The 25,462-nt window shown below is 54.0% G+C and carries 23 protein-coding genes; 19 read left to right on the plus strand and 4 right to left on the minus strand.

Annotation, left to right across the window (positions count from 1 at the left end; all coding sequences use genetic code 11):
- The first annotated feature begins 20 nt into the window (after positions 1 to 20).
- The 15 genes from ET810_RS01685 (at position 21) to ET810_RS01760 (ending at position 19,269) form a co-directional block, all read left to right on the plus strand.
- Complete coding sequence (locus tag ET810_RS01685; RefSeq protein WP_087454271.1) at positions 21 to 1,571, plus strand: UDP-N-acetylmuramoyl-tripeptide--D-alanyl-D-alanine ligase; 1,551 nt, start codon at positions 21 to 23, stop codon at positions 1,569 to 1,571.
- Between the two features lie 3 nt (positions 1,572 to 1,574).
- On the plus strand, positions 1,575 to 2,675 hold the full coding sequence (mraY, locus tag ET810_RS01690; RefSeq protein WP_134315960.1) for a phospho-N-acetylmuramoyl-pentapeptide-transferase: 1,101 nt from the start codon (positions 1,575 to 1,577) through the stop codon (positions 2,673 to 2,675).
- Positions 2,676 to 2,678: 3 nt separating this feature from the next.
- A complete protein-coding gene (gene murD, locus ET810_RS01695) occupies positions 2,679 to 4,064 on the plus strand; it encodes a UDP-N-acetylmuramoyl-L-alanine--D-glutamate ligase (RefSeq protein ID WP_087454269.1) in 1,386 nt (461 codons plus the stop codon).
- A gap of 52 nt (positions 4,065 to 4,116) precedes the next feature.
- Positions 4,117 to 5,634: an FtsW/RodA/SpoVE family cell cycle protein gene (locus ET810_RS01700; protein WP_375167308.1), complete on the plus strand. Its 1,518-nt coding sequence runs from the start codon at positions 4,117 to 4,119 to the stop codon at positions 5,632 to 5,634.
- A 116-nt stretch (positions 5,635 to 5,750) separates the two neighbouring features.
- Positions 5,751 to 6,836 carry an undecaprenyldiphospho-muramoylpentapeptide beta-N-acetylglucosaminyltransferase gene (murG, locus tag ET810_RS01705; protein WP_087454268.1) on the plus strand — a complete coding sequence of 362 codons (1,086 nt, stop codon included), beginning with the start codon at positions 5,751 to 5,753 and terminating at the stop codon, positions 6,834 to 6,836.
- 128 nt (positions 6,837 to 6,964) lie between these two features.
- A complete protein-coding gene (murC, locus tag ET810_RS01710; protein WP_134315959.1) occupies positions 6,965 to 8,422 on the plus strand; it encodes a UDP-N-acetylmuramate--L-alanine ligase in 1,458 nt (485 codons plus the stop codon).
- A 15-nt stretch (positions 8,423 to 8,437) separates the two neighbouring features.
- Positions 8,438 to 9,094: a cell division protein FtsQ/DivIB gene (locus tag ET810_RS01715; protein ID WP_087454266.1), complete on the plus strand. Its 657-nt coding sequence runs from the start codon at positions 8,438 to 8,440 to the stop codon at positions 9,092 to 9,094.
- 316 nt (positions 9,095 to 9,410) lie between these two features.
- Positions 9,411 to 10,640 carry a cell division protein FtsZ gene (ftsZ, locus tag ET810_RS01720; RefSeq protein WP_087454916.1) on the plus strand — a complete coding sequence of 410 codons (1,230 nt, stop codon included), beginning with the start codon at positions 9,411 to 9,413 and terminating at the stop codon, positions 10,638 to 10,640.
- A gap of 2 nt (positions 10,641 to 10,642) precedes the next feature.
- Positions 10,643 to 11,362: a peptidoglycan editing factor PgeF gene (pgeF, locus tag ET810_RS01725; protein ID WP_087454265.1), complete on the plus strand. Its 720-nt coding sequence runs from the start codon at positions 10,643 to 10,645 to the stop codon at positions 11,360 to 11,362.
- A gap of 177 nt (positions 11,363 to 11,539) precedes the next feature.
- Positions 11,540 to 11,989: a cell division protein SepF gene (locus ET810_RS01735; protein WP_087454263.1), complete on the plus strand. Its 450-nt coding sequence runs from the start codon at positions 11,540 to 11,542 to the stop codon at positions 11,987 to 11,989.
- Positions 11,990 to 12,261: 272 nt separating this feature from the next.
- On the plus strand, positions 12,262 to 12,558 hold the full coding sequence (locus tag ET810_RS01740; RefSeq protein ID WP_087454262.1) for a YggT family protein: 297 nt from the start codon (positions 12,262 to 12,264) through the stop codon (positions 12,556 to 12,558).
- A gap of 307 nt (positions 12,559 to 12,865) precedes the next feature.
- A complete protein-coding gene (gene wag31, locus ET810_RS01745; RefSeq protein ID WP_087454261.1) occupies positions 12,866 to 13,882 on the plus strand; it encodes a DivIVA-like cell division protein Wag31 in 1,017 nt (338 codons plus the stop codon).
- 97 nt (positions 13,883 to 13,979) lie between these two features.
- On the plus strand, positions 13,980 to 14,183 hold the full coding sequence (locus tag ET810_RS01750; RefSeq protein ID WP_087454260.1) for an SdpI family protein: 204 nt from the start codon (positions 13,980 to 13,982) through the stop codon (positions 14,181 to 14,183).
- A 392-nt stretch (positions 14,184 to 14,575) separates the two neighbouring features.
- Positions 14,576 to 17,737 (plus strand): isoleucine--tRNA ligase, encoded by a 3,162-nt coding sequence (gene ileS / locus ET810_RS01755; protein ID WP_134315958.1) that lies wholly within the window; start codon positions 14,576 to 14,578, stop codon positions 17,735 to 17,737.
- Between the two features lie 137 nt (positions 17,738 to 17,874).
- Positions 17,875 to 19,269 carry a DNA polymerase IV gene (locus ET810_RS01760; RefSeq protein WP_166740993.1) on the plus strand — a complete coding sequence of 465 codons (1,395 nt, stop codon included), beginning with the start codon at positions 17,875 to 17,877 and terminating at the stop codon, positions 19,267 to 19,269.
- Here ET810_RS01760 and ET810_RS01765 read toward each other — a convergent pair.
- Entirely contained in the window at positions 19,266 to 20,207 is a 942-nt protein-coding gene (locus ET810_RS01765) for an asparaginase (RefSeq protein ID WP_166740994.1), read from the minus strand. The two genes, ET810_RS01760 and ET810_RS01765, sit on opposite strands and share 4 nt — an antisense overlap.
- 388 nt (positions 20,208 to 20,595) lie before the next feature.
- Here ET810_RS01765 and ET810_RS01770 point away from each other — a divergent pair, with 388 nt between their 5' ends.
- Entirely contained in the window at positions 20,596 to 21,183 is a 588-nt protein-coding gene (locus tag ET810_RS01770; protein ID WP_087454256.1) for a WKL family lipoprotein, read from the plus strand.
- 217 nt (positions 21,184 to 21,400) lie between these two features.
- Here ET810_RS01770 and ET810_RS13265 read toward each other — a convergent pair whose 3' ends face one another.
- Both ET810_RS13265 and ET810_RS01775 read right to left on the minus strand, forming a co-directional pair.
- Positions 21,401 to 21,583, minus strand: coding sequence for a hypothetical protein (locus tag ET810_RS13265; protein ID WP_241657930.1), 183 nt, complete (start codon positions 21,581 to 21,583; stop codon positions 21,401 to 21,403).
- A gap of 37 nt (positions 21,584 to 21,620) precedes the next feature.
- A complete protein-coding gene (locus tag ET810_RS01775) occupies positions 21,621 to 22,304 on the minus strand; it encodes a hypothetical protein (RefSeq protein WP_225870063.1) in 684 nt (227 codons plus the stop codon).
- A gap of 137 nt (positions 22,305 to 22,441) precedes the next feature.
- Here ET810_RS01775 and lspA point away from each other — a divergent pair, with 137 nt between their 5' ends.
- The 3 genes from lspA (at position 22,442) to ET810_RS01790 (ending at position 24,455) form a co-directional block, all read left to right on the plus strand.
- Positions 22,442 to 22,933: a signal peptidase II gene (lspA, locus tag ET810_RS01780; RefSeq protein ID WP_087454255.1), complete on the plus strand. Its 492-nt coding sequence runs from the start codon at positions 22,442 to 22,444 to the stop codon at positions 22,931 to 22,933.
- Positions 22,926 to 23,849, plus strand: coding sequence for an RluA family pseudouridine synthase (locus ET810_RS01785; RefSeq protein ID WP_046096086.1), 924 nt, complete (start codon positions 22,926 to 22,928; stop codon positions 23,847 to 23,849). The genes lspA and ET810_RS01785 overlap by 8 nt, the downstream gene beginning before the upstream one ends.
- Before the next feature lie 66 nt (positions 23,850 to 23,915).
- Positions 23,916 to 24,455 (plus strand): hypothetical protein, encoded by a 540-nt coding sequence (locus ET810_RS01790; protein ID WP_087454253.1) that lies wholly within the window; start codon positions 23,916 to 23,918, stop codon positions 24,453 to 24,455.
- On the opposite strand, the gene rarD is transcribed toward ET810_RS01790, so the two are convergent.
- A complete protein-coding gene (gene rarD, locus ET810_RS01795) occupies positions 24,452 to 25,336 on the minus strand; it encodes an EamA family transporter RarD (RefSeq protein ID WP_087454252.1) in 885 nt (294 codons plus the stop codon). The genes ET810_RS01790 and rarD overlap by 4 nt on opposite strands.
- Positions 25,337 to 25,462 lie beyond the last annotated feature (126 nt).

Consider the following 25,462-nt stretch of genomic DNA (forward strand, 5'->3'; position numbering starts at 1 on the left):
ATGGGATTGAAGGGAAAACAATGATTGAGTTGTCTTTGGGGACAATCGCCGAGATCGTCGGCGGGAGTCTTACCTCGGGCACCGATCCGACGGCGTTAGTGACAGGATCTGTTGAGTTCGATTCCCGCAAAGTTACTGCCGGTGGGCTGTTTATCGCGCTCAACGGGGCGCGTATCGACGGCCACGACTATGCCGCGAAAGCAGTCACGGATGGCGCCGTGGGCTGCCTTTTGTCCCGTCCGGTTATGGATGGTGGACACCCTGTTCCTGGCGTTATCGTCCCGCCAATCCCGGAAAAAGAACGGAAACGCGATAGCTATGCCACAGAAAACGATGCCGATGGGTCCGTGGCCGCGGTATTACGTGCGTTGAGCCTGATAGCTCGTCACGTTATAGATGCTCTTACCCAGGAAGGCCTCGTGGTAGTCGGGGTGACGGGTTCCGCAGGAAAAACGTCCACCAAGGATATGATGGCTACCATCTTTTCTGCAGCAGGGAGCACCGTTGCTCCTCCGGGGTCGTTTAACAATGAAATCGGTCATCCCTATACTGCCCTGAAGTGCACCACAGAGACCCAATTCCTTATCGCGGAAATGTCCGCGCGGGGGATAGGCCACATCGCACATTTGGCTGCAATCGCACCTCCCAAGATCGGTGTGGAGCTCAACGTAGGAACTGCCCACGTCGGAGAATTTGGTTCCCAAGCTGCTATCGCCCAGGCGAAAGGTGAGCTGGTAGAGGCTCTACCAGACAATGGTGAGGCTGTTCTCAACGCGGATGATCCGCTGGTTTTGGCGATGGCGTCGCGGACTAATGCACGCGTGATCTCCTACTCTGCGATATCCACAGAGGCCACCGTACATGCAACGAACATCAGCTTTGATCACAATGCCCGCGCTAGTTTTATGCTGCACATTCAGGGCGAGAACGCCCATCAGATTACTCTTCTTGTCGCAGGAGAACATCAGGTATCTAATGCCCTTGCGGCAGCTGCGGCAGCATATGCGGCGGGGATCGATTCTGAAACGATTGCACGTTCCTTGAACCGTCATGTGGGTGCTTCAGCACATAGAATGTCGCTCGTTTCTTGTCCTCGCAACATTACGGTGATTGACGACGCCTACAACGCCAACAATGAATCGATGCGTGCCGGGCTATCCGCACTGGTACATACTGCCCGGGCTCGGGGAAGTAGTGGTTGGGCAGTGTTGGGACCGATGGGTGAGCTTGGTCAAGAATCTCACACAGTCCACACGGCACTCGGCGCTGAGCTTAAAAACATGGGTGTGCATGGGCTTATCGCAGTAGGTGAGAATCCTGACAGTCGCGCCTTAGCCGCTGCAGCAGAGAAGACGGGTATAACTACTCTGGTTGCTCGCACTAATTCGGAAGCCGCGCATATGCTTGCTTCTTTGCTGCATGCGGACGATGTGGTGCTGGTCAAAGCATCCAATGCGTTTGCCCTTTGGGAGGTAGCAGATGAGCTGGTAGCCGTGATATCCGACCAAGAGCTAATAAACAAACCCCACGTGAACGATCAACATAAAGAACGAAATACAGCAGGTGAATAGCAAGTGACTCAAATCCTTATCTCCGGAGCCATTGGATTGTTGGTCTCCTTATTTGTCACACCCGTGTTGATTCGTCGTTTTAGCGCGGAGGGGCTAGGGCAGGAAATCCGTGAGGACGGCCCAAAGTCTCACTTGCGTAAACGTGGCACCCCGACAATGGGTGGCATTGCTATCTTGGTGGGAATCACAGTCGCGTACCTAGTGACTGCGATTTATGGGGAAATCAGCGGACAAGGCGGTTTCACAGTTTCCGGAGTCCTGGTGCTTGGCTTGACTCTGGCACTTGGCGGGCTTGGGTTCGCAGATGACTTTATCAAGCTGTACGAAGGCCGAAACCTAGGCTTGAATAAGACCGCCAAACTCGTGGGACAGCTGGCCATAGCTCTCATCTTCGGCGGCCTGGTTCTGGGGTTCCCAGATGAAAACGGACTCACACCAGGGTCCACGCACTTGAGCTTCTTGCGAGACCTAGACACGGTGGACTTAGCCGTTGGTCCCACCGTTGTGGGAATCGCGATCTTTTTGATCTTCATTTACATTTTGATTTCTGCCTGGTCGAATGCCGTGAACCTCACCGATGGACTCGACGGCTTAGCCGCTGGCTCGACGGCTATCGTGATGGGAACGTACACCCTGATTACCTTCTGGCAGTTCCGTAATGCATGTACTGCTGGTGCGGAACCTGGCTGCTATGACGTACGCGATCCTTTGGACTTGGCTATTTTGGCAGCCGCAGGGTTGGGCGCATGTTTGGGTTTCCTCTGGTGGAATGCCGCGCCGGCGAAGATCTTTATGGGAGACACCGGTTCCCTGGCCCTCGGCGGTCTTGTCGCCGGTTTGTCAGTAGCTTCTCGCACCGAGCTTCTCATGGTGATCGTTGGTGCTCTGTTTGTTCTTGAGGCCGCATCGGTTGTTATTCAGGTAGTCGGGTTCCGGACTAAGGGAATCAGAATTTTCCGTATGGCTCCGTTCCATCATCACTTTGAAAATGGCGGGTGGGCCGAAACCACTGTCGTGATTCGTTTTTGGCTCATCGCTGCTCTTGCCGCTTTGATTGGCGCATCGGTGTTCTACGGTGAGTGGCTCTCGCTGGCGGGAGTCTAAGCGATGAAGAGACTTCCTCAAGAACTCCAGGGGCGCGTTCTCGTCGCTGGTGCTGGCGTATCGGGACTGGGAACCGCAGCTTTGTTAAAGAGCCTGGACGTAGATGTGGTTGTTGCAGACTCGCGTCCAGACGCCCTGGAAAACATCCACGCGCAGACCGGTGCCGCAGTCTGCGTGGACACAGATGTACAGCTTGAAGGTTTTTCATCTGTTATCACGTCGCCTGGTTGGAAGCCGGACACGCCTTTATTGGTGCGTGCTCAAGACTTAGGGATTGAAGTCTTGGGTGACGTGGAACTGGCATATCGCCTTGACCGCGCAGAAGTATTTGGGAAACCACGCCAGTGGCTTGTAGTAACCGGAACAAACGGGAAAACTACGACCACTGCGATGCTGGAAGCAATCATGAAACGTGCTGGCGTCAAGGCACAAGCGGTGGGCAATATCGGGGTTTCAGTGGCAGAAGCGCTGAACAGCGCTGAGCGTATCGACGTTTTCGTGGCTGAGCTTTCCAGCTTTCAGTTGCATTGGTCGGAGCAGCTTATCCCTGATGTGGGTATCTTGTTGAACCTCGCAGACGATCACATCGACTGGCACGGGAGTTTTGACAGCTACGCTGCTGCCAAAGCGAAGGTTCTGCGCGCCCCTATCGCTATTGCCGGTGTGGACAACGAACACGTAGCACGGATTCTGAGCACCACTCAGACGCAAAAGCTCGTTGAGTTTACCGCTGCCGACCCACGCGCAGGCCAGCTGGGAGTGCGCAATAAGATGATTGTGGATTGCGCTTTTGCCGATTCACTTGAGCTTGTATCCGCTGAAGGCATTGAGCCGCCTGGGCCAGCGGGAGTTTATGATGCCCTTGCTGCTGCGGCAGCGGCCCGAGCTATGGGAGTTTCTGCGGACACGATTGCGGCGGCACTAGCGGACTTCCACGTAGCAGGGCATCGCAGTCAGATCGTGGGTAATGTGCGCGGCATTGTGGCCATTGATAATTCAAAGGCCACAAATCCCCATGCAGCAGGCACCGCACTGGCTGGACACGAGTCGATCGTATGGGTTGCAGGAGGCCAGCTCAAGGGGGCAGAGATTCGAGACCTTGTTCTTGAGCATTCCCCACGATTGAAGGCGGTAGCCTTACTTGGTATCGATGCTCCGATTATCGCAGAAACAGTGCGAGAGCTTGCTCCACATGCCGCTATTATGGTGACGGAGAGTCAGGAACCCCGTGAGGCGATGAATGATGTTGTCGCGTGGTCTGTGGCACACGCGGCACCAGGTGACGCGATCATCCTCGCTCCTGCGGCGGCAAGCCTGGATATGTATACCGGAATGGGACAACGCGGAGACATCTTTGCTGAGGCCATAGCGCGAGAACTTCACGATTAATCGCTAAGGTGAGTTCCATAACCATCACGACAACCAGCGGCTAGGGGCAGTAATGACAAGCACCACAGCACCACAACGAAACACTGGATCTCCGCTTCGGATGATCGGTGATCGGGTGAGCGCGCTGTTCCAGCGGCCGCTTGCCAACTACTACATCATTTTGTCGATAGTCGGGTTGCTCGTCCTTTCCGGAGTCTTGATGGTAGTGGCCAGCTCGATGACGTGGTCTTTGGCAGAAGGCAGCGGCGTCTGGGGTTCTGCTCTCAAGCAGATGGTGATGGTAGTGATTGGCCTGGTCAGCATGTGGTTGATGCTGTGGTTGCCCCCAGGCGTAGTGCGAAGATTTTCCACTTTAGCCATGGCCTTTACGGTTTTCCTCTTGGTTCTGGTTCTTATACCTGGATTTGGTACAGGACGAGAAGAAGTGGGTTCGCAATCGTGGATTGTTCTAGGACCATTGCGGCTGCAGCCCTCAGAGGTCGCTCGTGTCATGATCGCGGTGTGGGGAGCGCACTTTTTTTCTCGCCCGAAATTTAAACCGACGGGTAAATGGAACGACTACATCGTTTACTCACTGTTCTCAGGAGTGGTCGCCGTTCTCATCGCGGCCGAAGGCGATTTGGGAATGACGGTTACCTTTTCTTCTGTGGTGATCGCGATGCTATTTTTCGCGGGCGTTAAAAAGACCTACATGTTGACCGCTGCAGCAGTTATTGTTTTTGGTGCATTGGGGATGGTGGTCGGAACCAGTTTCCGAAATGACCGTTTCACTGTCTACTTTGACGCGCTGCTAGGGCACTTTGAAGACACTGCAGATAAGGCCTACCAGTCGTATCAAGGCTTCCTTTCGCTTTCCGACGGTTCCCTCACCGGCGTAGGAATCGGGCAGTCGCGTGCAAAATGGTTCTACTTGCCAGAGGCACGTAATGACTTTGTTTTTGCCATTGTTGGAGAAGAATGGGGTTTTGTTGGCGGAGCGATTATCATCGTGCTCTTTGCCTGCCTACTTTTCTTTGGGATGCGCACGGCTGCAAAAAATTCCAATCGCTTTCTAGCTCTTGCCGCCGCGACGCTGGCAACAGGCGTATCTGCACAGGCCTTTGTCAACATTGGGTATGTGATTGGCTTGCTCCCTGTGACCGGTATCCAGCTACCGATGATCTCTGCTGGCGGAACTTCAGCGATTATTACTTTGGCCTCCATGGGCCTTTTGGCCAACTGCGCACGGCATGAGCCGGAGGCAATCTCAGCGATGCAATCTTATGGGCGCCCTCCCATCGACCGCCTCCTGGGGCTGAGAGAACCAAATGTGGAAGGACTTTCCCCTAAAGCCCCCATTTTTGGGCGTTCTGCTGCTAAAAACCGTCTCGCAGAGCGACGCATGCCGCCGCCAGCACCCAAGCCACACCAGGCTTCCTCGCCTGCTGCCCGTGGACCCCGGAGAGAATCAACTCATCGTAGCTCCTACGTAGTGGAGGAACAACGCACTACGCGAGGCAATCAAAGTCGTGATTGGCGGGACAATAGAGCAAGAAACACCGATACGCGTTACTCTTCTGGATCCGCATAACGCGGAAATAGGTGGGCGTCGGAAAGCAATAATTACGGCACTGGTAGCGTCGGATACCGTAGGCGGGACGGATGGTCCTCGCAGAACAATAAAGACGATAGGCGTAGGAGACGGTAATGCAATCCCCACACGTAGTAGTAGCAGGTGGCGGAACCGCGGGGCACATCGAGCCGGCGATGGCGGTCGCAGAGGAATTGCGAGGTCGCGGTGCTCATGTGATCGCGTTGGGGACATCTAGAGGGCTGGAGCAGACAATCGTTCCTGCGCGAGGGTTTGATCTTAAACTTATTGATCCCGTTCCTGTGCCTCGCAAGATTAATGCGGATTTGTTCAAGCTCCCATTGAGGCTGCTGCGTACCGTAAAACAGACCCGCGACGTGCTCAAAGCACACGACGCCTCCGTGCTTATCGGATTTGGCGGATATGTTTCTGCTCCCGGATACCTTGCGGCTAAGACATTGGGGATCCCGTACATCGTTCATGAGTCCAATGCGCGCTCGGGAATGGCCAATAAACTGGGCGTGCGGATGGGCGGGCTGGGACTCAACGCAGTAGCCGGCTCTGGCATGCCTGGGCGAGTTGTTGGGATTCCAATCCGTAATACGCTTGAGGTTAACTCTGAGGCTCGGGAACGCGGACTACAACTGTGGGGGCTAGATCCCGCTCGGAAGACCGTTTTGGTTACCGGCGGTTCACAAGGAGCCGTCTCTATTAACCGAGCCGTGGCAGCGGGAATTGATTCTTTACTTTCGCAGGGATACCAAGTTTTGCACTCTTATGGCGCAAAAAATGATGCTCCTAGCGCGCGCGAGCACTATGTTCCGGTTCCCTACATCGAGGACATGGCGGCAGCGTACTCGGTCTCTGATCTCATTGTCTGCCGTGCAGGGGCGATGACCGTCGCAGAAAACACTGCTGCTGGAATTCCAGCGATATACGTCCCCTTGCCCCACGGTAACGGTGAACAGGGGCTGAACGCGGCAGAAATCGTTGCTGCAGGTGGGGCTATTCTCGTTGACGACGAGGTTTTCGACGGTGATGCGTTTGCTACCAGTGTCGGAAAAATTCTGGGTGCCTCTGAGATATACCGCACTATGAAAGACGCAGTGGCTCACTCGCAGGCCGGTAATGCGGCTGCGGTCATTGCCGATATTGTGTATCACATTGTTAAAGACCACGATGCGGAGCATCTGCCCGCGTAGCTTGTTAGTCTGAGCCTGCCTTCTGAGAGAGGCTCCCTGTGGGTGCTGCCATCGCCCGCTTTATGATCATTCTTTTTTGTGTAAAAACGCTGGAAACATCAGCTTTTGTAATTCCCCACGGAGGATAAATGACCACTTCGGATTCAGCCATCGATCTTAGCCGGGTTCACCTCATCGGTATCGGCGGTGCTGGGATGTCCGGCGTTGCACGAATTTTGTTATCGCGAGGCGCAACCGTCTCAGGATCTGACGTGAAAGATTCGCGACCTGTTCTGGCGCTTCGATCCATGGGTGCACACGTGGCGGTTGGACATGCTGCAGAAAATCTCACCATCACGGGGGAAACGCCGACGGTAGTGGTGACATCCTTTGCGGCAATTCCACAGGATAACCCGGAATTAGTCGCAGCTCGTGAGCGCGGTATTCCTGTTATTCGTCGCTCTGATCTCCTAGGGGAGCTCATGGAGGGCAGCACGCAAGTTCTGATTGCTGGCACGCATGGGAAAACATCCACTACATCTATGGCAGTGGTAGCGATGCAAGCAGCGGGTATGGATCCGAGCTTTGCCATCGGTGGACAACTCAATAAAGCTGGGACGAACGCTCACCAAGGTACCGGCGACGCCTTTGTAGCAGAGGCCGATGAATCTGATGCCTCGTTGCTGCGTTATAAGCCGAATGTAGCGGTCATTACCAACATTGAGCCGGATCACCTTGACTTTTTTAAGTCGGAGGAAGCCTATTTTGAGGTGTTTGAGAAGTTCGCTGAGCGTTTGGTACCTGGCGGTTCCTTAGTCGTGTGCTTGGACGACCCCCACACCGCTACGTTGGGACAAAAAGTTCACGAGGAGCACAGCGACATCAACGTCGTGGGGTATGGCACGTCAGCTGCTGCGGCGGATTATCCGGATATCGCAAAGACAGTGGTGAAGTCCTTCGAGGTTACGCATTCCGGCACGGCGGCAACCATCATCGTCCAGGGCAAAGGGGTAGAGGTCCTCCTGCGGACACCCGGCCAGTATATGGTTCTCAACGCAGCGGCTGCATTAACTGCAGGCATGATCGCAGGTGGGGATCTATCCAAGTTAGCCGCCGGGATCAGCGATTTTAGCGGTGTACGCCGCCGCTTTGAATACCACGGTGCCGTTGCAGAGGGAGACTTTGCAGGCATTGAGCTTTACGACGACTACGCGCATCACCCCACCGAGGTGACTGCTGTCTTAACCGCTGCTCGTGCCAAGCTGCAAGCTCGCGGTCGGGGACGCCTCATCGTCGTCTTCCAGCCTCACCTATACTCCCGAACAATGAATTTTGTGGATGAGTTTGCTGCCGCTTTGTCTTTGGCTGACGAGGCTATTGTCCTGGACATCTATGGGGCGCGGGAGAAACCCGTTGAGGGTGTGGATTCCAGAATCATCACAGATAAAATGACCATCCCCGCGCATTTTGAACCTGATTTTTCGCATGTTCCCGATGCCGTCGCAGATCTTGCAGCACCGGATGATCTTGTGATTACGATGGGGGCAGGAAGCGTGACAATCCTTGCGCCGGAGATTTTAACGCGCTTGCGATCAGAAACAACATAGGAATTTCGTGGAGTTATGAAAAAGAAAACGATCTTGGGAAGCATAGGAGTACTTGTTGCTGTAGCCCTTGTTACGGCTGTCCTTTTTATTGTTCCTGTGATCAAAGTTTCAGGTTTTGACGTAGAAGGAAACATTCACACTCCACAAGAAGAAATTGTGGCTGCGACGGGTATCGCTTTGGGAAGCAACCTGTTACGGATTGATGCGAGAAAAGCAGCTACCGGTGTTTCGCGATTGCCGTGGGTGGCGTCTGCCTCAGTTGATAGGGCCTTTCCGCAATCTGTCAAGGTAAAAGTGACCGAGCATAATGCCGTGCTTTTTGCTGAGCGTTCTGACGGAGATCATCTTTTCGACGAAAAAGGGCGGGCCTTTGTTATCGATGTACACCCTCAAGAGGCGATCCGGGTTACCGGGCAAGACGACGATGCCTCGCCCGCGTATGCGGCGGTAGGGGCCATGGTGGAAGGACTTTCCTTTGAGATTCGTGCTCAGATTGAGTCCGTCGATGCTCCTAGCGCGTATGAACTGAAAATCCAGCTTAAGGACGGGCGCAGTGTCTACTGGGGTTCGCAGGAGAACTCAAAGGATAAAGCAGTTGCGCTGAAAAATGCTCTCACGCGTCCGGAACAGAGCCTGGATGTGAGTGGTGCACCGCTTATTGCCGTGAAATAAAATTCCTTAAAAAATGGAGTGCTCTCTTTTGTTGAATGGCACTCCATTTTATTGTGATGGGGTACAGAGGCCACTGGTACTTTTTCTGTGCTGAGCAGGCAAGCGAAACCCTTGAGGGAGGTGTCTAAACCTCCCTGTTTCTGCACGTCAAACCCTAAAGTTAAGGTTGAGACTAGAGACACGCCGCCGCAAATGTCCGACAAAAATCCCTGAAAGTAGTCGATGATGTATTGCAGTGCAGCGTCGCATTTTGGTCGTTTCCCTTGCGTCGCTGAATGAAGAAGTAAAAATACTCAATGTGAAAGGCGAGTCGCTCATGACTTCCCCAGATAATTACCTCGCCGTAATCAAGGTTGTTGGCGTCGGCGGTGGCGGCGTCAACGCTGTTAACCGCATGATCGAGGAAGGTCTTAAGGGCGTCGAATTTATTGCTGTCAATACCGATTCCCAAGCGCTGATGTTCTCTGATGCGGACGTCAAGCTTGATATTGGGCGTGAAGCTACCCGTGGCCTTGGTGCTGGAGCGAATCCAGAAGTTGGACGCACCTCTGCGGAAGATCATAAAAACGAGATTGAAGAAACCCTCAAGGGTGCAGACATGGTGTTTGTGACTGCGGGAGAGGGCGGCGGAACCGGTACCGGCGCAGCTCCAGTTGTTGCGAGCATCGCCAAAAAGATGGGTGCCCTGACCGTTGGCGTTGTTACCCGTCCCTTTAAGTTTGAGGGCCCGCGTCGTACGCGCCAGGCAGTAGAGGGTATCGATGCGTTGCGGGAAGTCTGCGACACGCTTATCGTGATCCCGAATGATCGCTTGCTGCAGCTAGGTGACACGAGCCTTACCATGATGGAAGCTTTCCGTGCTGCAGACCAGGTGCTGCACAACGGAGTGGAAGGTATTACCAACCTCATCACCATCCCCGGCATGATTAACGTCGACTTCGCCGACGTTCGCTCAGTCATGGCCGATGCTGGATCTGCGCTCATGGGTGTGGGCTCAGCACGTGGGGACAATCGGGTACTCACGGCTGCTGAAGAAGCCATTAATTCGCCATTGCTTGAGTCCACCATGGAAGGCGCCAAGGGCGTTTTGCTCTCTATTGCCGGCGGCTCAGATCTTGGCCTCCAGGAAGTCAATGACGCAGCCTCGATGGTGCAGGAGAAGGCTGATGAAGACGTCAACCTGATCTTTGGAACGATCTTCGATGACAACTTGGGTGACGAGGTCAGGGTCACTGTTATCGCCACGGGCTTTGATGGTGCAAAAAATGCTGTGGAAGCACCCGCTCCTAAGGCAGAAGCAGCTCCTGAGCCTGCCGTAACACCGACCCCTGCCCCTGAGCGTGCTTCCACATCAATCTTTGGTGAGGAATCCGATTCTTCAGCTCGCCACCTGCGGATAGAGGAGCCACCGCACCGTGGCAATGCTGGCGGTGGCGACGGCCTGTTCACCTCAAGCGATGAGCGCCGAGCAGACTACCGTAACGATTATCGGGATCGTCGCGACGAGCGCGGCGGAGATCTCGATGTTCCCGACTTCCTCCGCTAAACATGAGTAATGGAAACGACCGCTCCGTCCGCAAGGTGTTTACCACCAGAGCGGGCGGGGTCTCCCTTCCCCCATATGACTCTTTCAATCTGGGAGATCATGTGGGTGACGCGTTAGCTAACGTGACTTCTAATAGGAAACGTTTGGCGCGTGTTATCGGGTTGGAACCTCACAACATTGTATGGATGGAACAGATTCATTCAGTCAACGTTACGGTGGTTACTCAACCTCAAGAAACACCAGTGGAAGCTACCGACGCACTTGTGAGCACCACGCGTGGCCTTGCTTTGGCTGTTCTGGCAGCTGATTGTGTTCCCGTGTTGTTGTCGGACACGGAAACTGGGGTGGTGGCGGCAGTTCACGCTGGCCGAATGGGAGCTAGGAACGGAATTGTTCGTAAGACAATTGAAACCATGGCTGACTTAGGTGCCACACCTCGCAATATTCATGCACTTTTGGGACCAGCTGCCTCCGGGCGGCACTATGAGGTTCCTTTAGAGATGGCTGCGGACGTGGAGCGTCATCTGCCTGGCGCTCGGGTAAAAACTCGCAAAGGAACGCCAGGATTAGACCTTCGCAGAGGGCTAGCGCGACAATTGCTACAGCTAGGGGTCAAAGCTATAGATATTGACCCACGCTGCACGATAGAAGATAAAGAACTTTTTTCTTATCGTCGCGAAGGTACTACAGGGCGACACGCAGGGCTTGTGTGGCTTCCTTAACGTGGGCAATGAGGCAGGCAATTTTCTCCACAAAATTCATACCGGCTCGGAAAAATGCTGTGTCGCAGCGGCATTGAGCCACCATAAGCAAGTAGCTTTAGGTGCTAGTACCAGCTTTTGGACATCGCAAAAGCGGAGTACTGCATATCACACCGCATACGATGAAAGGGACACTTTATGTCGATAATGAAGAAGACCAAAGATTTCTTCGGGCTTTCTGGGGTAGAAGGCGATCCGTACCTCGCGGATGAGGCTTACTACGAGGAGCCACGTTACGAGGGAAGCGCAGCGTACCAGCCACAGCGCTACCGTGAATCCGCATATCAGGATGCACACGCCTATGACCGCGTTTCTCGTCGTGCTTCGTCGAATATTGTCCCTGTAACCATCAATAGCTACTCGGATGCCGCAACCAAAATTGGTGAGCCTTTCCGCGACGGTGATTCTGTTGTCTTTGACATCAATCGCTTGGGAATGGATGAAGGCAAGCGCATCGTTGATTTTGCGGCAGGCCTGTGCTTTGCTCTCCGTGGCCAGATGAAAAAGATCAGCCACATGGTTTTTGCTATTGTTCCCGAGAACGCAGATGTGACCACTGCAGATTTGGAGCGCGCCGCCCGCGTATAGGACCTTCCGTCAGGGTCTGGGAGAAACTTTTCTTACCCCTTGGCGTTATAAAGATGGATATGTCCCAACCATCCTTATAACGCCAAGGGGTTTTGTGTATCTCCCGAGGATAAAAGAATATGGATATTGATTGGGGGTTGATGTGGCACAATGCTGCGCTGGCTTCCACGATCATTGTGCTGATCAACTTGTCTTAGGGCACATTATTATGAATAAATACTAGGAAGCTAGATGAAGTTAGATAAATTTTTGCAAGGCGGAAGGGCACATCATTGCACACTCTGTTAAATATTCTGATTTTGATTGTCCAGATTTATACCTGGATCTTAATCGGACGAATCTTGGTGGAAATGATCGTGAGCTTCTCTCGTAATTTTCAGGCCCCACGATTCATGGTTATTGTCTTCGAGGTTTTGTTCAAACTAACGGATCCTCCGGTGCGCCTTTTGCGTCGTTGGATTCCTCCGCTAAAGCTCGGAAATGTTGCGCTGGATGTATCTATTTTGGTACTTTTCTTCGCGCTTTCGTTTGTCAGAATTTTGCTCAGCATCGCTCTTTATTCCGTATAAACTATAAATAACTTATGTCTCGGGTGCCCCTAAAAGAGGGCGGAGATGTCCAGTTTTCTGCTTGCTCGCCCGATTTCTTTCATTTTTGTTGAAAAAACACCAAAAAGTAGGAAAACGAGAGCTGTTTTGGCCTGTACTGGGCTGCATAAGCGCCTACACGCGTTATCATGGGGGAGGTATTGCGTATAAACGTTTGATCATCTTCTTGACGTTTGAGTGTGCAAGTAAGTTAATGTGAATTGTTAACCCCCCGCGCACAAGGAATTAGGTTCTTGGGCGCAGAAGAAATCTCGAAGGGAAGAGCTCCATGCCGCTGACTCCAGCCGATGTGCACAACGTCGCTTTCAGTAAGCCTCCAATCGGCAAGCGAGGCTACAACGAGGACGAGGTCGATCAGTTCTTGGATCTGGTAGAAGACACCCTCGCTGAGATTCAGGAAGAGAACGAGGATCTGCGTCAGCAGATAGAGGAACTAAAGGCGGAAGCTAAACAGGGCGGAATATCCAAGCCTGCTATGGCCTCTGCCTCTTTTGCTAAGCCCTCTGTCGATGAGGCTGCGATTCGTCGTGAGATCGAATCCAAGCTCAAGGCTGAATACGATGCCAAGCTAGCCGACGCGCGGAAGTACTCCGATAAGTCCTCGACCGATATCGCTGCTTTGCGCTCTGAGTTGGAAGCCGCCAAGGCCGAGGCTAAGAAGGCCAACGAAGAGGTGGTCAAGGCTAAGGCTGCTGCAGCAAGCCCCAAGCTGGACGTTTCCAAGGCAGCTTTCGCTGCGGCGGGCGCTGGCGCTGGAATCGCTACTGCAGAAACACACATGCAGGCAGCTAAGGTGCTTGGACTAGCCCAGGAGATGGCAGACCGCCTTACCTCTGAGGCGCAGAACGACTCTAAGTCCATGCTGGATGAGGCTCGTAGTGCTTCTGAGCGTCAGATTCAGGATGCGGATGTGCGTGCTAGGGCAACGCTTGCCGACGCGCGCGCGAAGGCCGACAAGCAGCTTGCAGAGGCTGACTCCCGTTCCCGCGCTTTGGTTGAGGAAGCTCAGAAGAAGTCCGAGCAGACCCTCAGCGAGGCAAACTCTCGTGCTGAGGCACAGGTACGCCAAGCTGAAGACAAAGCAAACGCACTTCAGGCGGACGCAGAGCGCAAGCACACGGAGATCATGGCGACCGTCCAGCAGCAGCAGTCTGCACTGGAGAAGCGCATCTCTGAGCTCCGCACCTTCGAGCGTGAATACCGCACTCGCCTCAAGACTCTGCTGCAGAGCCAGCTAGAAGAGCTTGAGAGCCGTGGCACGACCGCACCCGATGAGAAGCGTTAAGGCCTTTCAGGATAGACGCATATGTTCACGTGGCCCCTAGCTGAATGAGCTGGTGGGCCACGATTTCTTTATCAGTAAGTTCCAAGGAGCCTTGAATATGTTGATCGCTGCCATTGTGCTTTCGATCGCAGGGTTTATCTTTCTCGTTTTATCTCTGAGCAGCACTGGTGAGATTTGGGAATGGCTCTTGTTTGGAACTGTAGTTTTAGGCATGATCTTGTTGTTTGTGGACATGTTTAAAAAGCGACGTACGCGAGGCTCGAGCGGTAAACACTCTGGTGGCAAGCACTCCGCACGATAATGTAGATTGTACCAAAGGCTCGGAGAATCAAACGCGAAAAGGCGCTGTCAAAACGCGACAACGTCGTAAGCCTTATCCCCGATACGATGCGGACAACGTAGGGGTGCAGTGAGTTCGTCGCACATGGTTTATCGGGTATACTAATCGGCTACAAGGCGCTGATCCGGCAATCACCGGGGAGCCTCCGGAAGAAAAGCGATGCGCAGAAACGCACAGGCTGCCAATTGTGGTGGCTTTTCTCGTTGTGTGATCGTGGATGCTGAGTAGAACCGGACGGGTAGGACCGTCATCTCCTTCACAATGAAGCGGGAGCACTGTGTGCTCCAAGCAGGGTGGTACCGCGCTATAGATAGCGTCCCTGCGGCAGCGAATGCGATAGTGAAGGAGATTTTATGACCAACCAGGTAGGTGGCGTGTATCCCAAGGTGGACATGTCTGGTGGTTCCAATCGTTTCCCAGATATGGAACGAGAAGTTCTTAATTTTTGGTCTTCAGATAACACATTCCAGGCTTCTTTAGAGCAGCGTTCTGATTCCCCAGAGTATGTATTTTATGACGGCCCTCCCTTTGCTAACGGACTTCCACACTACGGGCACCTGCTGACCGGATACGTCAAAGACATCGTTCCGCGTTATCAGACTATGAAGGGCAAGCTCGTCGGGCGCGTTTTTGGTTGGGACTGCCATGGACTTCCAGCTGAGCTCGAAGCGGAAAAGCAGCTCGGTATCAAGGACAAAGGCGAAATCGAGTCGATGGGCTTGGAAGCCTTTAACGATTACTGCGCGAAGTCCGTTTTGGAATACACCCAAGAATGGAAAGACTACGTAACTCGGCAGGCACGCTGGGTCGACTTTGATAACGGCTATAAAACCATGGATCTAGATTTCATGGAGTCGGTCATGTGGGCATTCAAGGAGCTTTATGACAAAGGCCTGATCTATCAGGGATTCCGGGTCTTGCCTTACTCGTGGGCTGAACACACGCCGCTGTCCAATCAGGAAACGCGTTTGGATGATTCCTACAAGATGCGGCAAGATCCAACCCTTACGGTGACTTTCCCTATCACTGGGGTCGTCGAGGGAACGTCGGCAGATACCTCGCTCGTTGGTGCTTATGCGCTCGCATGGACTACTACTCCTTGGACGTTGCCTTCCAACTTGGCTCTCGCTGTTAATCCGAGCGTGAACTACGTTGAGGTGAAAGTAGGCGAGGATGGTGCCGAGGCTATCCGTGGCCAGCGCGTTCTTCTGGCGGAGGCTCTTATGGGGGCCTATGGCAAGGAGCTTGGAGAACACCACGAGGTACTGGCGGTTCACACTGGTGCGGACCTCGTTGGCCTAAAGTACCAGCCGATCTTTGACTACTTTGCAGATACGGAGAATGCTTTCCAGATTCTTGCTGCAGAATATGTGACCACTGAAGACGGCACCGGCATCGTTCACCAGGCACCTGCATTCGGTGAAGACGATATGAACACCTGTAAAGCCAACGGTATCCCCACAGTGATCCCGGTGGATATGGACGGAAAGTTTACGTCGCTAGCACCTGAGTATGAAGGTCTTTTGGTCTTTGATGCCAACAAGAACATCATCGCTGATCTCAAGGCTGCGGCTAGAGTTGTACGCCACCAGACGATCGAGCACTCTTACCCGCATTCGTGGCGTTCCGGGGAGCCTCTTATCTACATGGCGTTGCCGTCATGGTTCGTGGAGGTGACTAAGTTCCGCGACCGTATGCTTGAGCTGAACAAGGACATCGAGTGGATGCCCGCGCACATCCGGGATGGCCAGTTTGGCAAGTGGCTTGAAGGTGCTCGCGATTGGAATATCTCGCGTAACCGCTACTGGGGTTCGCCTATCCCAGTGTGGGTGTCCGATGATGAAAACTATCCGCGTATGGATGTTTATGGTTCTTTGGACGAGCTGGAACGCGATTTTGGTGTGCGTCCCACCTCGTTGCACCGTCCGTTTATCGACGAGTTGACGCGCCCTAACCCAGACGATCCAACAGGAAAATCGATGATGCGTCGTGTGCCTGAGGTGTTGGACTGCTGGTTTGAATCAGGCTCCATGCCTTTTGCTCAGAAGCACTATCCGTTTGAAAACAAAGAGTGGTTCGATAGCCATTCCCCGGCGGACTTCATCGTGGAGTACTCGGGCCAGACTCGAGGTTGGTTCTACACGCTGCATGTGTTGGCTACCGCGCTCTTTGATCGTCCTGCCTTTAAGAAGGTTGTGGCGCATGGCATCGTCCTTGGCGATGACGGAACAAAGATGTCCAAGTCTCGTCAGAATTACCCCAACGTGAACGAGGTCTTTGATCGCGATGGTTCTGACGCTATGCGTTGGTTCCTCATGAGCTCGCCGATCCTGCGTGGCGGTAACCTAATCGTCACCGAGCAAGGCATCCGCGAGGGTGTACGCCAGGCGCTTTTGCCGATGTGGAACGCCTACTCTTTCTTGCAGTTGTATTCGTCGAAGCCTGCCGAATGGTCTGTCGATTCCACAGATGTCTTGGAAAAGTACATCTTGGCAAAGCTTCACGACGTCGTCCGCGGCGTCGGCGAAGCCCTCGATAATACCGATATTGCTCAAGCATGCGATGAGGTCCGCTGGTTCTGCGATGCTTTGACCAACTGGTATGTGCGTCGTTCGCGCGAGCGCTTCTGGGCGGGTGACGATCAGCACCCAGAGGCCTTCAACACCTTGTTTACCGTGCTGGAGACTTTGACCCGTGTCACGGCTCCGCTGCTTCCGATATCCTCTGAGGTGATCTGGCGCGGACTGACCGGCGAGCGCTCAGTGCACCTGGCGGATTTCCCCAAGGCAGAGGATTTCCCGGCAGATGCTGACCTTGTCCGTGCTATGGATGAGATTCGTGGCGTATGTTCTGCTACGAGCTCGGTGCGCAAGGCTCACAAGCTGCGTAACCGCCTCCCGCTGCCTCAGGTGACGGTTGCATTGCCGGATTCGCAGCGCCTTGAGCCGTTTACGTCGATCATCCGTGATGAGGTCAACGTGAAGAACGTCGTGCTCACCTCCGACGTCGATGCCGTTGGGCGCTTTGATGTAGTGGTCAATGCCAAGGTTGCAGGACCTCGCCTAGGTAAGGACGTGCAGCGGGTGATCAAAGCAGTGAAATCTGGCAATTATGAGCGCTCTGGCGACGTCGTTGTTGCGGATGGTATCGAGCTGAATGCTGATGAGTTCACGGAACGTCTAGTCGCTGCGGATCCAGATTCAACGGCTCAGATAGATGGGGTCGACGGCCTGGTAGTGCTAGATATTACTGTGGATGAGGCCCTGGAAGCGGAAGGCTGGGCTGCGGATGTTATCCGTGGTTTGCAGGATGCTCGCAAGGCTTCGAACTTTGAAGTCTCAGACCGCATCATTGTGGAGCTCTTTGTCCCTGAAGAGAAGAAAGAGTGGGCTGATCGCCATTCGGCACTTATCGCCGGTGAGGTGCTAGCGACTGCTTTCACCGTAACCGTTGGTGGGGAAGGCGCGCATAAGGTCATAGAAGCTGTGACCGCAGATGTCGCAAAAGCTCAGTAATAACAGCGCATAAGAAAATATCCCGGACGCATAACACCCCCTTGTGTCCGGGATATTTCCTGTGGTGGTACCTGCAGCGTCTACTTGCGCTTTTATAGATTCGACACACACGTTTTATCGAACTAATGTTTGTATTTATGAGGCGTTGGGTACTGCACATAGATATGGATGCGTTTTTCGCATCCTGTGAGCAGCTGACGCGACCAACGCTGCGTGATAGACCGGTTCTTGTCGGAGGGGTGTCGGGCAGGGGAGTTGTCGCAGGTGCCTCCTATGAGGCTCGGGCGCTGGGCGCTCATTCCGCGATGCCGATGTACCAAGCAAAAAGGCTTGTTGGTTTCCGTGGCGTTATTGTTGCCCCGCGTTTTGAGGTCTACCGGGCGGCTTCGCACCGAGTTTTTGAGATTCTGCGTTCTGTGGGTGGGCTAGTGGAGCAAGTTTCTGTGGACGAGGGGTTTATGGAGCCAGAAGAACTCCAGGGGGCAACGTCTGCAGAAGTCATGGAGTGGGCGCATGAGTTGCGCCGGATAATACGACAGGATGTTGGGCTTCCGGCCTCCGTGGGAGCGGGATGTGGAAAACAATTTGCCAAGATCGGTTCGGATCAGGCTAAACCGGACGGTGTTTTTGTCGTGCCGGCGGAAAAACATGGAGAGCTGATTCTTCCTTTACCTGTGGGCGAGCTGTGGGGCGTGGGCCCGGTAACTCGCACAAAGCTCAAACAGTTGGGCGTGGAAACAATCGGAGACCTAGCCGCAATGACACAGTGGGAGGTGGATATTAGCCTGGGAACAACGGTCGGACGGGCACTGTGGATGATGGCGCGCGGCGTAGATGATCGCCCGGTAGCTCCGCGGGCTGAGGCTAAGCAAATATCAGCAGAACACACGTATCCGAAAGATCTCATGAATGTTCCCCAAGTGGATGATGCGCTGCGGCGTGCCGCGGATGATGCGCACAGGCGGCTGCTTAACGACGGCCGAGGCGCGCGGACGGTAACGGTGAAACTTCGCATGGCGGACTTCCACATAGAATCGCGATCGGCTACCTTGCCCTATGCCACTGATGATCGGGATACGTTTCTAGCAACGGCGATGAAGCTGGTGCGCTACCCGGATGAACTGGGGCCGATACGCCTTGTGGGCGTTAGCCTTTCCGGTCTGGAAATAGCTCGTCAAGATGTGCTATTTCCCGAGATCGACAGGGAGATCGTTCAGCGTGATTCTGACTTTGAAGTGGGAGTATCTGGGGCAGTGTCCAAAGAAAGCGCTGATCAACAGGAAACTGACCTAAAAGATACTCACCACGATGATCTTGTAGAAGAATCCCCACGGTGGCGTGCAACCCAAGATGTTTGGCATCCTGAGCTGGGCCACGGTTGGATCCAAGGACTTGGGCACGGGAAGATGACCGTAAGGTTTGAAACACGTACTACGGGGATCGGCAAGGTGAAGACTTTTGATCTTGATGATTCCGAGTTACAGCCTGCCGATCCTGTGGCAAGCCTTGATTGGGATGTAGCGGATTTTTAGAAAAGAGTTGCCGGATGCACGCCTGTAGCCACAGCAATGGCGAGCAGTACTCGTGCTTGGCCAGCCCGGAAATACGTTGAGCTGATTGCGCTCTTTGCGGCAAGGGTTGCTCCGCCACCGGCCCCGCCGTAAGCGCCGAAGACCTCGCCGCGTGGAACCCGAGTTGTTATAACAACGGGTATCCCGGCGTCGAGGGCAGCTCCGAGGGCCACTCCCATCTCCGTCCCCACATTTCCTGCGCCCATTGCCTCAACCACTAACCCTTGGGTTCCAGCATTTACCGCGGCGTCGACAAGCGTGGCTGGCGCGCCGGGGAAGGCCGGGATGATATCGACGCGGACGTCGGAAAGCTGCGTGGGGCTCACTGGATCCGCGCGCAACGGCTCCTCGGGGCCGTTGGTGGCAAAAGCGAGGGCATCGGAGGTGTGCCATTTCATACAACCGCGAGCCGGCAGCACCGCATGACCAAAGACAACCAGAACTCCGATGTCGCGAGCAGAAGTATCGCAGGCCACCATGATTGCTTCAAAGAGATTGCCTTGTCCGTCGGACTCGGGGTGATCGAAAGGAAGCTGAGCACCAGTGAGCACGATGGGGTTCGGGCTGGTGTGGAAAGTATCCAGTGCTATGGCTGTTTCCTCCATGGAGTCCGTGCCATGGGCGACCACCACGCCAAGAACATTGGGCTCTGCCAGAGCCTTGTGAGACTCAGCGACTATGACATCTATGTCGGTAAAAGTCATAGATGCGGAATCAAGACGATGCAGCTCGCGTACTTCTATGTCCACGCTTCCGCTGAAGCGAGGCGCGACATGCGCGATTAATTCCTCACCAGAAACCGTGGGGATAAGTGCACCATTGGGGTCCATCGTGCAGGAGATGGTTCCTCCTGTGGTGAGAACGACAACTTTTCCAAGTTCTTCATGAGCTGAGGTCATGTGCTCAAGACTGCCATATTGCGGGAGACAGCTGTGTTTACGTGACCATGTTGACGTGAGATTTTTTTCAATGAGCGCTAACATTCATGAGATACAACCCTTGTTCGCCATGTGGGCAGGGGAGCTAGGAGAGCATTCTTTGCGACGTATGCGGTCTGCGTTAAATGGCCGTGTGCTTTTGCTCATGATGCACTTCTGGTGACCTTGTGCAGGCCTCTGCGCATGGCGGACCGGTGACGGGCAGCAGCTTCTGCCGCTCACAGCCAATTCCGCTATAGTGCAGGGTTCGTGCCCGAGTGGACATGATCGGAAGTTCTGCAACCGCAGAATACAAACCATTGTGGCTTGGTGTGCGTGCCTTAACGGCGAACCAAACCTAGGAGTATTTGTGAAGCTAAAGAAGATCGTGGCAGTTACCCTTGCAGCAAGCGCGGGTCTCGCCCTTTCCGCTTGTTCCAGCGACGACAAGGGCTCGTCGAGTAGCTCGTCTGCGTCTAAGAGCACCTCATCTGCGGCCTCAGAGGCTGCGCCGGCAGAACTTCCTTCTGCTGAGGACCTCAACGCTATTTTGGCCGTGGCAACAGATCCCAATGCGCCAGTAGAAGAAAAAGTAAAGACTGTTCAAGGTGGAGAGACCGCGCCTGAGCTGTTCCAAACCATGACAGCATCCAAGCAGGAATCAGGAGCCGATTTCCACGTGGTTCCTCCGATCCTCCCTGGCTATACTCCTAACTCGGTGCTGGCTACGGTGAACTTCACACTGCCAGGTAAAGAAGCACAACCAGCAGAGAACGTGGAATTCATCTACGACAACGGTATGTGGAAGCTGTCCCAATCGTGGGCTTGTACCTTGATCACCAACACTGTGGCTCCAGAACAGGTTCCTCCTATGTGCCATGATGCTGCGGCACAACCGCCTGCGCCAGAAGCACCCGCTCCTGCGCCGGAAGCCCCTGCACCCGCACCAGCGCAGTAAAGCAGCACGCTAAAGCTTGAGCACACAGCTGCTCAGCGTTCATGACATACAGCACTGCCGTCGCCCTCTCGGTAAGAGAAGCGACGGCAGTGCTGTATTTTCTTGTATTCCCCTGTCCAGTATCAGTGAGTAGGAGAGAATTCTAGAGCGCTTGTGGAATCTTGGATTATGCGAAGATCTGAATTCTCTTGCCCGTAAACTACCCGGGTAGTCAGGGCTAGGGTGCCCATGGGAAGCGGTTTTTTAGATCGACGGTAAGACGTCCTGTGCTGGTTGTATGAGAACTGAGGACTTCTAGGGACGTGCCGTTTTGCTCAAGTGCTCCTAGCACGGGGCGTTGTTGGACGTCTACGTCGAGTACAACGGAATCCCCCTGAGCTTGCGCCAAGGTAAAACGCATCGTTTGTAAAAACGCAGAGTCGCCGTTGACCCGTGAATCAACTGTCCATACGGCGCCCTCGCCGATTTCCTCCGTGGGGAAAATGACGGGTAGGGACGCAAGTTTGAGCAAAAACGGTTCTACAATGGCACGGCCCGGTGTCGGTTGCGTCGACGGGTGCGGCGACGTTGACGGAGGACACCTGGCCAGATTTTTTAGCAAACCAGCCAAGACGAAAGCCTTTAGCGGTGTTTACTTCTTGTGCGACCTCAAGCTCGTCATATGTGGGGTATGCAAAAGTCACCGAAACTGAACGTGCTCCGTTATCATTTTCCACCGAGGCTTGAACCGGGGATTTTAAGTAGTGGATGTCGCCCCCGGAGGGCGCGGTGGTGTCAAAGGTTCCTTGCTTACGGGCCTCTTGATGGAAACCATCGGAGATTTTTACTGCAATTTTTTGGGAGTTATCGTGTGTGGTCTCCAGATCTTGGTATTCGTAGATCTTTTTGTCTGAATTGCCAGAATTAAGGACAGTAATCTTTGGGGCGTCGACTTCCAGGCCGATTGCTCGTTCAACCGGGGGAGTGTCAGGAGACTTCTGGTTACTGCATGCCACAAGCGTGCTGCCAGCTAAGAGGCAGGACAACATAACAGCTAGTGGGCGCTTGATCATGTGCCGGTTTTGCGGCTGATCGGAGGGGGATAAGCTGACAACGGGGGGAGTCTTTTGGTGATCAAACACAGGTCCACTGTACAGATCGCGTGTGTTCGGTTGGAACTTTTACCGGTGGGTTTGCCAAGATAGAAGGCGTGACTCGAACAGACAGGAGACAGCGGGGCCCGATAGGTACCGACAATCAACGCACATTCATCGTTACGATGGCCGCCATCAGCATCAGTATTGCAGCGGTGGATCAGGCGTCTAAAGCGGCAGTATTGCATTTCCTTGGTAACGGCCAGCCATTAAAGCTCATTGGTGATTGGTTCCGTTTCCGCCTCCTGTTCAACCCAGGCGCCGCGTTCTCCCTAGGCGAAAACGCGACGTGGCTTTTTACCTGCATTCAACTCATTTTTGTTGTCGGCATCGCGTGGTATGCACCAAAAGTGCGCGATGGCTGGACTGCCGTGGCTTTGGCGATGATCGCCGGAGGCGCGTTGGGTAATCTCATCGACAGGCTATTCCGCGAGCCAGCGTTTTTTGTTGGTCACGTTGTGGATTTCATCTCCGTGGGGAACTTCGCAGTTTTCAACGTGGCTGATAGCGCCATAACGTGCGGCGTGGCTGTTTTCTTTGTAGCGATCTTGTTGGAGAGTAAACGAGAAGCGCAGCAGCTCCAACGCAACGAGGATGAGGTGATTGACAATGCGTGAGCATCGTTCGCTCCCTGTTCCTGAGGGGCTAGCAGGCATGCGTATCGACGCAGCACTGTCCAAACTCCTCGGCATCTCGCGCACGGTCGCCGCAGATTTAGCCACAGCTGGCGATGTGCTTGTCGACGCCACCCCCGTGGGGAAATCGGACCGTATCGCCGAGGGACAGTGGCTGGATGTGACACTGCCGGAGACAAAGGATCTCACTCCTCGCGAGGAACTCGTCGAGGGCATGGACATCCTGTATTCCGATGATGATCTGATAGCAGTCAACAAACCGGTGGGAGTGGCAGCGCATCCTACACTTGGGTGGGAGGGGCCTACTGTGATCGGTGGGCTGGCCGCCGCAGGCTTTAGGATTTCTACCTCGGGCCCTCCTGAGCGCAAGGGGATAGTCCAGCGTCTCGACGTCGGCACGTCTGGCGTCATGGTGATTGCTGCCTCTGAACGCGGCTATTCAGTTCTTAAGCGAGCTTTCAAAGAGCGCACGGTGTCTAAGACATATCACGCGCTAGTTCAGGGACACATGGATCCTTTCACAGGCACCATCGATGCCCCGATCGGCAGGCATCCGTCGGCAGGCTGGCGTTTTGCCGTGACCAGTGATGGAAAACATGCGGTGACGCATTATGAGACTCTGGAGGCTTTTGCGGAAGCTTCACTGCTCAAGATCCACTTGGAGACCGGACGTACACACCAAATTCGTGTGCACATGTCTGCGCTGCACCACCCATGTTGTGGCGACCCCATGTATGGGAGCGATCCCAAGCTTTCGGAGAGGCTAGGCCTCATTAGGCAATGGCTTCACGCAGTTTCGCTCGGCTTTCATCATCCTGCTGATGGTCGCTGGATGGAGATAACATCGCCATACTCCGATGACTTGCAGCACGCGCTCGATGTTTTGCGGGAAGACTAGTAGTTGCTTGCTGTAGCGGCGCACGTTACCGTGCCGTAGTGTTCATCTACGCGTTAACATTGTGCAATGGACCACGTGGATAAAGGCCGGATGGTTATCGCGCTTGTGAGTATTGCTGCGCTCATGGCTGCTATCGCGATTCTGGGGCAGTCGGATAAGACCAGCAAACCGATGAACATTAACGGCGACCAATTGGGTATGGAACACTCTGAGAGCCTTGACCACTATGTCTCTCGGTCACGAGAATCATTATCTGACTTTGAAGGAAAGGCATTTGCCTTAGCGACTTTTCGCGGGCATTTCAGCGTAGCGGAAATAGGTTCTGTACTGGAGAAAGCGGGTATTGAGCGAGTCAATGCAGTAATTTCTGGCGGAGCTACGGCCATTGAACTTCCTGAGCCCATCCAGGGCGTCAACCGGGCTTCAGTGCTTACACAGCAGATTGTTATGCGGGGTGCGGACGAGGATGATATCCGTTCGGTCGTTGTGTATGACAACGTGAAGGCATTGCAGAAACTGCAAGAAGACCCGAAGATTCTGACCGTTGAGGCTTTGCCTCCTGATGCTGCTTGGGGGCGTATCGGAATCCGCCCTGTAAACCTTTAAACCTGGGCAGTGGGAGGCGTCGAGAGCTTTTTAACTTTCCTGCGCCATAGCGCGAGATCTGTGAGGTAAATAGCTACAGAAATCCAAATGATCACAAAACCCACCCAGCGGATGGTGTCCAGCTGCTCATTGACTACAAACACTGCCCACAACATTTGGAACGTAGGGGTCATATATTGCAGCATTCCAATGGTAGAAAGCGGAATGAGTTGTGCGGCGATACCAAAAAGGAGCAACGGAACTGCCGTGACTAATCCAGCGCTGATGAGCAACGCCGAGTGCTGCGGTCCATGAGAGAAAAATGTTCCTGTTCCTGTGGCTTCAAGATAACCCACATATGCCAGAGCTACTGGCATGAGGATGAGAGTTTCTGCGGTTAGCGATGCTGCAGGGGATAGGGACAATCCCTTTTTTACTAGCCCGTAGAAGCCAAAGGATGCGGCCAGAAGCAAAGAGATAACGGGAACGTGTCCTCCCACGATGCTGAGTAGAAGCACCGCGATGGTAGCAACTATCACGCTGAGCGTTTGGAGCTTTCTTAGACGTTCCGCTAAGAAGATGACGCCGAGGAGAACGCTTACTAATGGGTTAATAAAATACCCGAGGGCCGCATCCGCCACGTGTTGGGAATTGACAGCGATGACATAAATGAGCCAGTTAGCGGCGATGAGTACTGCTGCAAGCGCAATGCGTGACCATGTGGACACACTTGCGTTGCGCAACTCGCGCCATTTTTTAGTGACTGTGATGACAATGGCCATGACCACTCCGGTCCAGATGATCCGGTGGGCGATGATTTCTACAGGGGCCGCGGGGAGGAGCAGCGGGAAGTATGCGGGGAAGAGACCCCACAAGAGATACGCCAAAAAGCCATAGAGCATGGGGGAATCCTAACCTCTCCCATTGGTCGGACGCACCCGATAGTGCCGGTAGCGGACCCAGTTGGGGGTCGGGCAAGCGAAACGGGAACAGTGATATTGAAATTGAAGTTCAATAACGAACGTGGT

This window comes from Corynebacterium silvaticum (assembly GCF_004382825.2).
Lineage (GTDB): Bacteria > Actinomycetota > Actinomycetes > Mycobacteriales > Mycobacteriaceae > Corynebacterium > Corynebacterium silvaticum.